Below are 7208 nucleotides of genomic sequence, written 5' to 3' on the forward strand. Positions count from 1 at the left end.
TCCCCTTTTATTTCAAGACAACATCCCAGGCAGCCAATTCCGTATCGCCATAGAACTTGTGCACTAACTGTTTGGTCTTTTTAGTTTGAAATGCCTTCACTACATCCTCATACAAAGGATTGTTGCGATTCTTCTTGGTAGCAACGATTACATTAATCCACTGTTTAGAATCCTTATTAACTGGTTCAACATAGATTGTTTCTTTTTCAGTTAAGCCAGCAGTTACCGCATAGGTATTATTAACTACTGCTGCATCAACTGAATCAATTACTCGACTAGTTTGTTCGGCAGACAGCTCTTTGATCTTTAATTGTTGCGGATTCTTCACAATATCATTGATCGTAACCAAAGTCTTGCCTGGGCGCAGCTTAATCAAACCGGCATTTTTCAAGACAAACAAGGCTCTCGATTCATTAGTAGCATCATTAGGTACAGCAATCGTTGCGCCGACAGGAAGATCTGCTAATTTATGATACTTCTTCGAATATAACCGAATTGGAGCAATGTAGGTTCTACCTATTGGCACAAGGCTACCATTATTAGCTTTATTCCAAGCATTCAAGAAAGCATAGTGTTGGAACGAATTGAGATCAATTTCGCCATCTTTAAGAGCTTTATTTGGTTGGTTATAATCAGTAAAGTTTTTTATCTTAATGGTGATTCCATATTTCTTTTTCGCCACGCTTGCTACTGAATCCCAAATCTTTGCATCTTGTTTGCTTTGACCGACAACCCCAATCGTTACTACCCGTTTATTGGTGTCACTAGGTTGCGGTCCAAAACTAAACCAACCTGCCACTAAAATCAGGACTGCAATAATAGACCAAATGATGGTATTTCTCCGTCTTCTTTTTCTCATTGTGATACCTCCAGAATCTTAATAACAAAAAAAGCATTCATCCCTCAAAAAAGGACGAATGCTCGCGTTACCACCTTTATTTGCTTCTTACTTACGTAAAAAAGCCTCAGCGACTATCAATCAATAGTCTGTTCTGTTAACGGGAACAACTCCGTTGCTAGCTTAACTATCACCAGCAATTATCAATCCAAGCCCATCTTCATCAGTCTCAATTCATTGCCTTTCACCAAATAGCAACTCTCTGTGAGAATCAAGGATCTAACTACTCTGCTTTTCTAGATTCCTAAATATTAATTGTTGTAGATAATTTATCATCATCTTTTCATGCTGTCAAACATTTTTTCTTTGATAAGTAAAAAAAGTATAATCATAATCATTTCGATCATCATGAGCATGCTGTTCTTGATGGATAATTTCAAATTTCCCAAAATCTAGTTTTGGCATGAAAGTATCAGCTGCAAAGACACCTTTGATTTTTGTCATCTCTAGTCGATCAACCTCATTTTCAAGTGCTTTGAAAATACTAGCGCCTCCAATTACAGCAAATTCCTGATCATGATTGGTTTTCAAGAATTTTTTTAAACTGGTTAAGTCATAAAAGAATTCTACCTGTTCATCACCTTCATATTTTTTGGCTAAATTGCGATCGTGAGTTAGCACTAGATGTTTTCTGCCGGGTAAAACTTTTGGCAAACTTAAAAAGGTATTTTTCCCCATCACCATTGCACGTCCCATAGTTAATTCCTTAAAGTGGTGCAAATCTGCTGGCAAATGCCAAGGCAAATGTCCCTGATATCCGATACCTCGGTCTAAATCTTCTGCCCAAATGTAAGTTAACATGGTTTTCCTTTCTTTAAACTGCAACTGGCGCTTTAATTGTGCCATGATGCCGATAAGACCGTAATTTGATGTCATCCATCGTAAAGTCCGCAACTTTTGTTTTTGCAGGATTCAGCCAAAGCGTTGGCGATTCATAGGGAGATCTTGCCAATAATTCCTTGACTTGTTCAAAGTGATTGCGGTAAATATGAGCATCTCCTAGAGTATGGATCAGCTCTCCAACTTCTAAGCCAGTCTCTCTTGCGATTAAGCTCAATAGCAAACTATAACTAGCAATGTTAAATGGTACTCCTAAAAACATATCTCCAGAGCGTTGATACAATTGCAAACTGATTTTTCTATCAGCAACATAAAATTGGAAAAGAACATGACATGGGGGTAAAGCACTTGTAGGGATATCCTCTGGATTCCAAGCTGTTACTAATAATCTTCTCGAATCTGGATTAGTCTTAATTTGTTCAATCACTTGAGCAATCTGATCAATAAAGCCCCCATCACGTTTTTGCCAATGGCGCCATTGAGCACCATAAACATCCCCGAGATTGCCATACTTTTGCGCAAAGGCTTCATCCTCTACAATTTTTTGCGTAAACTTAGCCATTTCAGCTTCATACTCTTCTTTGAAGTTTGGATCATTTTGACTTCTTAAACCAAAATTCGTCATATCTAGTCCTTGATAATCTGGGCTTTTAATCCAGTTAGCAAATGCCCATTCGTCCCAAATATGGTTATGATGTTGCAATAAAAATCTGATATTCGTATCTCCCCGCAAAAACCAAAGCAACTCACTTTTAATTAGATCAAAAGGTACTTTCTTAGTTGTCAAAATGGGAAATCCTTGACTAAGATCAAAGCGCATTTGGGCACCAAAAATACTTTTAGTGCCTGTTCCTGTTCGATCTTCCTTATCATGACCTTCATCCATTATATGGCCCAGTAAATCTAGATAAGGTTTTTCTAATATCGGCATTACTTTCATCCTTACTATTTTTAATTCGATTGCTATCATAACACAACATATGTAAAATTATAACCCAAAATATACAATATTTTGTATACTTTAGGATTACAAAAAATGATATAATTTACTTAAGTATTTTCTCGATAAAGGAGTGATTATATGAGTTTTCTTTTAATGCCAATAATTGTTTTGATTTTAGTTTTTCTTGCAGCGGGATTTAGAATTATTCCCCAAAATTACGAAGGCTTAATCGAGACACTTGGCAAGTATACCAAAACTGTTAAAGCTGGACTGGTTTGGATAATTCCCTTGATTCAAAATAGTCGTAAGGTTTCTTTGGCACTACAACCTTTAGAAATTAGCAAGTATTCGATTATTACTAAAGATAATGCTGAAATTACTACCAGTCTTACTTTGAATTATCTGGTCACTGATTCCTACCGTTACTTCTACAACAATACCGATTCTGTAGAATCAATGGTCCAACTGATTAGAGGACACTTAAGAGATATTATTGGTCGTATGGAACTAAACGATGCTTTAGGCTCCACTAGTCAAATCAACGCTCAATTAGCAGATGCGATTGGCGATTTAACTGATATCTATGGAATTAAGGTTGTCCGAGTCAATGTTGATGAATTGTTACCCAGTCCAGAAATCCAAAGAGCGATGGATAAACAACTTACCGCGGATCGTGAAAAAACGGCTGCCATCGCTAAAGCTGAAGGTGAAGCGCGCAACATTGAGTTAACTACCAAAGCCAAGAACGATGCTCTGGTAGCTACGGCAAAAGCCAAAGCTGAAGCAATAAAAACTGAAGCCGATGCAGAAGCTTATCGAATCGAGCGCTTGCAAAAATCCTTAAGTACTGCTGGCGAGGGTTACTTTAAGAATGAAAGCCTTGATTCCTTCAACAATCTTGCTAAAGGACCAAATAATTTGATCATCATGGATAAAAGTGAAATGACTGAATTGGGAAAAGTTCCAGCAGCCAAAAAAATTTGGGACAAAGTAGCACAAGATTCTGATGAATAAGCGTAAGAAAAAAGGCCTGTGATTACAGACCTTTATTTTTATGCTTAATTAAATATACGACAGCTGCCAAAATTAATACCACCGCTCCAGCAATTACCGAAATTCTTGTTTCTGGATTGATGAACATAAAGGCTACTATTACTAATAGCATAACGAATGCAAAGTAATTAGAAAATGGATATAACGGTAAGGTGAACGGATGATCCTTTAAGAGCTCAGCATTGTGCTTTCTGAAGCGTAACTCGGCAAGCAAGATTACAAACCAAGGAATCATCCCTGGTAAGACTGAAGAACTAAAGACGATCACGAAGAGATCTTGAGCGGAATGGTTAAATTGTGAGGCAATGCTATTTAAAATGAAGCCGATAAAAATTCCGCTTGAAATCCCCATGATAGCACGATCAGGAACTATTCTTTTAGAAATGTGATGAAAAATCTGCGGTGCATCACCATCATGAGACAACTTAAACAACATACGACTTGAAGAATAGATCCCTGAATTAGCTCCCGATAAAGCTGCAGTTAAAACCACAAAATTGATAATTGAAGCTGCAGCGGTAATTCCTACTTTTGCAAACGTGGTCACAAATGGTGAACCAATCATGCCAATTTTATTCCAAGGATATATCGTAACGATCACAAAAATGGCACCGACGTAGAAAATCAAGATTCTTAGCAAAATCGATTTTACGCTTTTTACAATCGCTTCTTTAGGGTTGGCAACTTCACCAGCGGAAATGCCAAGCAATTCAATTCCTTCATAGGAACCAACGATAATGGACATTGAGAAAAAGAAGCCTTTGACTCCACCGGTAAAAAATCCACCATGAGCCCAGAGATTGCTGAAGCCCGTTGGTTTTCCACCATTGCCAATCCCAAAGAAGATCACTAGCAAGCCAAGAATGATCATCAAGATAATCGTTACTACTTTGATCATTGCAAACCAAAATTCAAGCGACGCATATGCCTTGGCACTAGTCAAGTTAGCTAGTAATAAGAAAACAATGATAATTATCCCCGCCCATAAGGCATTGACATTAGGCCACCAATATTTTAGATATTCAGTTGCAGCTACAACTTCTGACATTCCTACAACGATATATTCGAACACATTAGCCCACTCTGCCATATATCCGGCTAAGGGATGCACGTATTGAGTTGCATAATCAGCAAACGAACCAGTTCCAGGGTTTACATACAGCATTTCACCGAGCGCTCTCATGACGATATATAAAAGCAACCCAACAAACATGTAGGCTAACAATACTGATGGTCCAGTCCATTTAATGGTTGAACCTGATCCCATAAACAGGCCTACACCAATTGCTCCTCCAAGTGAGATCATTTCCATTTGTCCAGCAGACATTGAGCGTTTTAACTTAACGCCACTCTGTTTACCTTTACTCATATCTTTCACCTAAAAATCCTTATATAAACACAAAATCTCTTTAATTTTATGCTTTTAGGTTAGTTAAAGCAAATTAGTTTTTAAATCTTCTACTTTTAATACTGCTTACAAAATTTCTGTAATAGCTATATCAAGGGTTTACCTCTGAGAAAAAGATTGCTATAATAGTTTAAGTTCTGGAGAGTTGGCAGAGTGGTAATGCACCGGACTCGAAATCCGGCGAACCAAGTTATCCTTGGCGCGCAGGTTCAAATCCTGTACTCTCCTTATAATTATTTGCTAAAGCCTTGATATGTGATACATTCCCGGTCAAGTAGACAGGTGAAATACATAAAGCTTTTTAGTCCTCAGTTGATTTTTAATCAGCTGAGGATTTTTTTAGCTTCTCTGACTTTCTTTTCGTTTATTTCTTGCCAATATCTTTCAATCCGATGGTTTGGTGCGATTGGATAGCTCTTAATGTTGCCTTTCATTGCTTCTTTACACATTTCACCAGCAGTTAAGCCATTAAAACGTTTCTGTGGATCTTCGTTGATGTAGTAGTCTATGGTCTTGCAAATAGAATCGTTAAGTTTATCGTAACTATTTACTTGAGGGTGAAGAACAACCCGCATTTCTTTGATAATGCCTTGCCAGCCTTCCATCGGTCCATTATCAATGCAGCAACCGACACGAGACATTGACTGAGTCATGCCTTGCTTTTCCAACTGATTCTGAAAAGGAGCGCGAGTAAATTGAAAACTGCGATCGCTATGAAAGAGCGGTTGAGCATTGGGATATGTTTTAACGGCTTGAACCAAAGCAATGTCATTGTGCTTGCCAATGGCATAGCCGACAGGGTAGCGATCGTAGAGATCAGACACTGTGCAGAGATATGCTTTAGGCAAGCCAGGGACAACGACCTCGGTGATATCCGTACACCACTTTTCGTTAGGCTTAGAAGCATTGAAGTCTCGCTTTAGCTTGTTTTCAGCTGCTTTTTCAGGCGTTGCAGGCTTGAATTTTGGCTTCCGATATCTAGGCTTTTGCGAGCTGATGCCATTGATACACATCAAACGGTAAACGATTTTATGATAAACTGGCATCTCTCCCGGCATTTGTCGATTAACCGCCATGGTCATCTTTTCCGTTCCGAATAAGCTGTTGTTAGACTTGGCGATCTCAATAATCTTTGCTTCGATTTTTTGGTCTCGCAATTCACGTTCGCTAATCGTACGCTTAGGATCAAAGTGCTTGTAGTAGGCTGAGCGTGCTACTTTATTGCACATCAAATCGATCTTCCAACCGTATTTTTGGTGGCAGTCATGGATTAACTGGTATGTTTTCATTTTCCACCGCTTTTTTATTGCAGTCTATCTGTATTTTGGCTGTTCGGCAAGCACATCCTCTATAATTGATCCAATTTTTTTAGGAATTCATTCTTCTCCTGTTCCTCTTTAAGCTTTCGCTCCAACTCTTTGATTCTGCGATTAGCCAATTCTAGCTCGGTCAGCTCTTCAGGCTGCTTATGTCGGCCTCGGTTATCGGTTAAGCCTTCTTCACCGTTAGCCAGATACTTTTGGGTCCAGCTGTAGACTTGCTGGTAGGAACAGCTAAAACTAGCAGCAGCTTCTGAATAATTTTTATCATGATTAAGACAGTATTGAACGATTTGAATTCTTTCTTGTTGGGTTGTCTTTCTTCTTGCTTTAGTCATATAGACCTCCGGATGTGGATTGTAATCTTGATTCTTTATATGACTATTATACTTGGAAACCCATTTTCTTACTGTGGAATAGCTTCTAATGCCATACTTATTGGCTAAAGAGGACAATGATATTTTGCCAGCTAAATATTCTTGAACAACCCTTTCTTTAAGTTCTTTAGAGTAATGTGCATTGTATTTAATACTCCTTAAAAAAGCATCTTGATTGCTTTGATATTGGCGAGCCCATGACCTTATTTGCCTGCTTCCATTCTTAGGCATATTAAGTCGAATAGCTATTTTCGAGACACTCATATTGCCATTCAAATACTGCTCAACTGCCCATTTCTTTTGTTCAAATGAGTATTTGCTTTTTCTGGACATAAAAAATCCCACCTTCGTGAATAATTGAATACTTTAT

General features: G+C 38.2%; 7 protein-coding genes, 1 tRNA gene and 1 other annotated feature. Of the genes, 2 read left to right on the forward strand and 6 right to left on the reverse strand.

The window, feature by feature from the left end; all coding sequences use genetic code 11:
• Positions 1 to 7: 7 nt before the first annotated feature.
• From BN52_RS09035 to BN52_RS09045, 3 genes are all read right to left on the reverse strand, one after another.
• Positions 8 to 859 (reverse strand): MetQ/NlpA family ABC transporter substrate-binding protein, encoded by an 852-nt coding sequence (locus tag BN52_RS09035; RefSeq protein ID WP_008474251.1) that lies wholly within the window; start codon positions 857 to 859, stop codon positions 8 to 10.
• A gap of 47 nt (positions 860 to 906) precedes the next feature.
• Positions 907 to 1146, reverse strand: a binding site (T-box leader).
• 43 nt (positions 1147 to 1189) lie between these two features.
• Positions 1190 to 1699 (reverse strand): dihydrofolate reductase, encoded by a 510-nt coding sequence (locus BN52_RS09040; RefSeq protein WP_008474252.1) that lies wholly within the window; start codon positions 1697 to 1699, stop codon positions 1190 to 1192.
• 13 nt (positions 1700 to 1712) lie between these two features.
• Entirely contained in the window at positions 1713 to 2669 is a 957-nt protein-coding gene (locus BN52_RS09045; RefSeq protein ID WP_008474253.1) for a thymidylate synthase, read from the reverse strand.
• 150 nt (positions 2670 to 2819) lie between these two features.
• Here BN52_RS09045 and BN52_RS09050 point away from each other — a divergent pair, with 150 nt between their 5' ends.
• A complete protein-coding gene (locus tag BN52_RS09050) occupies positions 2820 to 3695 on the forward strand; it encodes an SPFH domain-containing protein (protein WP_008474254.1) in 876 nt (291 codons plus the stop codon).
• Between the two features lie 22 nt (positions 3696 to 3717).
• Here BN52_RS09050 and BN52_RS09055 read toward each other — a convergent pair whose 3' ends face one another.
• On the reverse strand, positions 3718 to 5103 hold the full coding sequence (locus BN52_RS09055) for an amino acid permease (protein WP_008474255.1): 1386 nt from the start codon (positions 5101 to 5103) through the stop codon (positions 3718 to 3720).
• Between the two features lie 178 nt (positions 5104 to 5281).
• On the opposite strand from BN52_RS09055, the gene BN52_RS09060 reads away from it, so the two are divergent.
• Positions 5282 to 5370: transfer RNA gene (locus BN52_RS09060), tRNA-Ser, on the forward strand.
• Positions 5371 to 5465: 95 nt separating this feature from the next.
• Here BN52_RS09060 and BN52_RS09065 read toward each other — a convergent pair.
• Together BN52_RS09065 and BN52_RS09070 are read right to left on the reverse strand one after the other, a co-directional pair.
• A complete protein-coding gene (locus BN52_RS09065) occupies positions 5466 to 6431 on the reverse strand; it encodes an IS3 family transposase (protein WP_008474256.1) in 966 nt (321 codons plus the stop codon).
• A gap of 59 nt (positions 6432 to 6490) precedes the next feature.
• Positions 6491 to 7171: a helix-turn-helix domain-containing protein gene (locus BN52_RS09070; protein ID WP_008474258.1), complete on the reverse strand. Its 681-nt coding sequence runs from the start codon at positions 7169 to 7171 to the stop codon at positions 6491 to 6493.
• Positions 7172 to 7208 lie beyond the last annotated feature (37 nt).

The sequence above is a fragment of the Lactobacillus gigeriorum DSM 23908 = CRBIP 24.85 genome, assembly GCF_000296855.1.
GTDB classification, from domain to species: domain Bacteria; phylum Bacillota; class Bacilli; order Lactobacillales; family Lactobacillaceae; genus Lactobacillus; species Lactobacillus gigeriorum.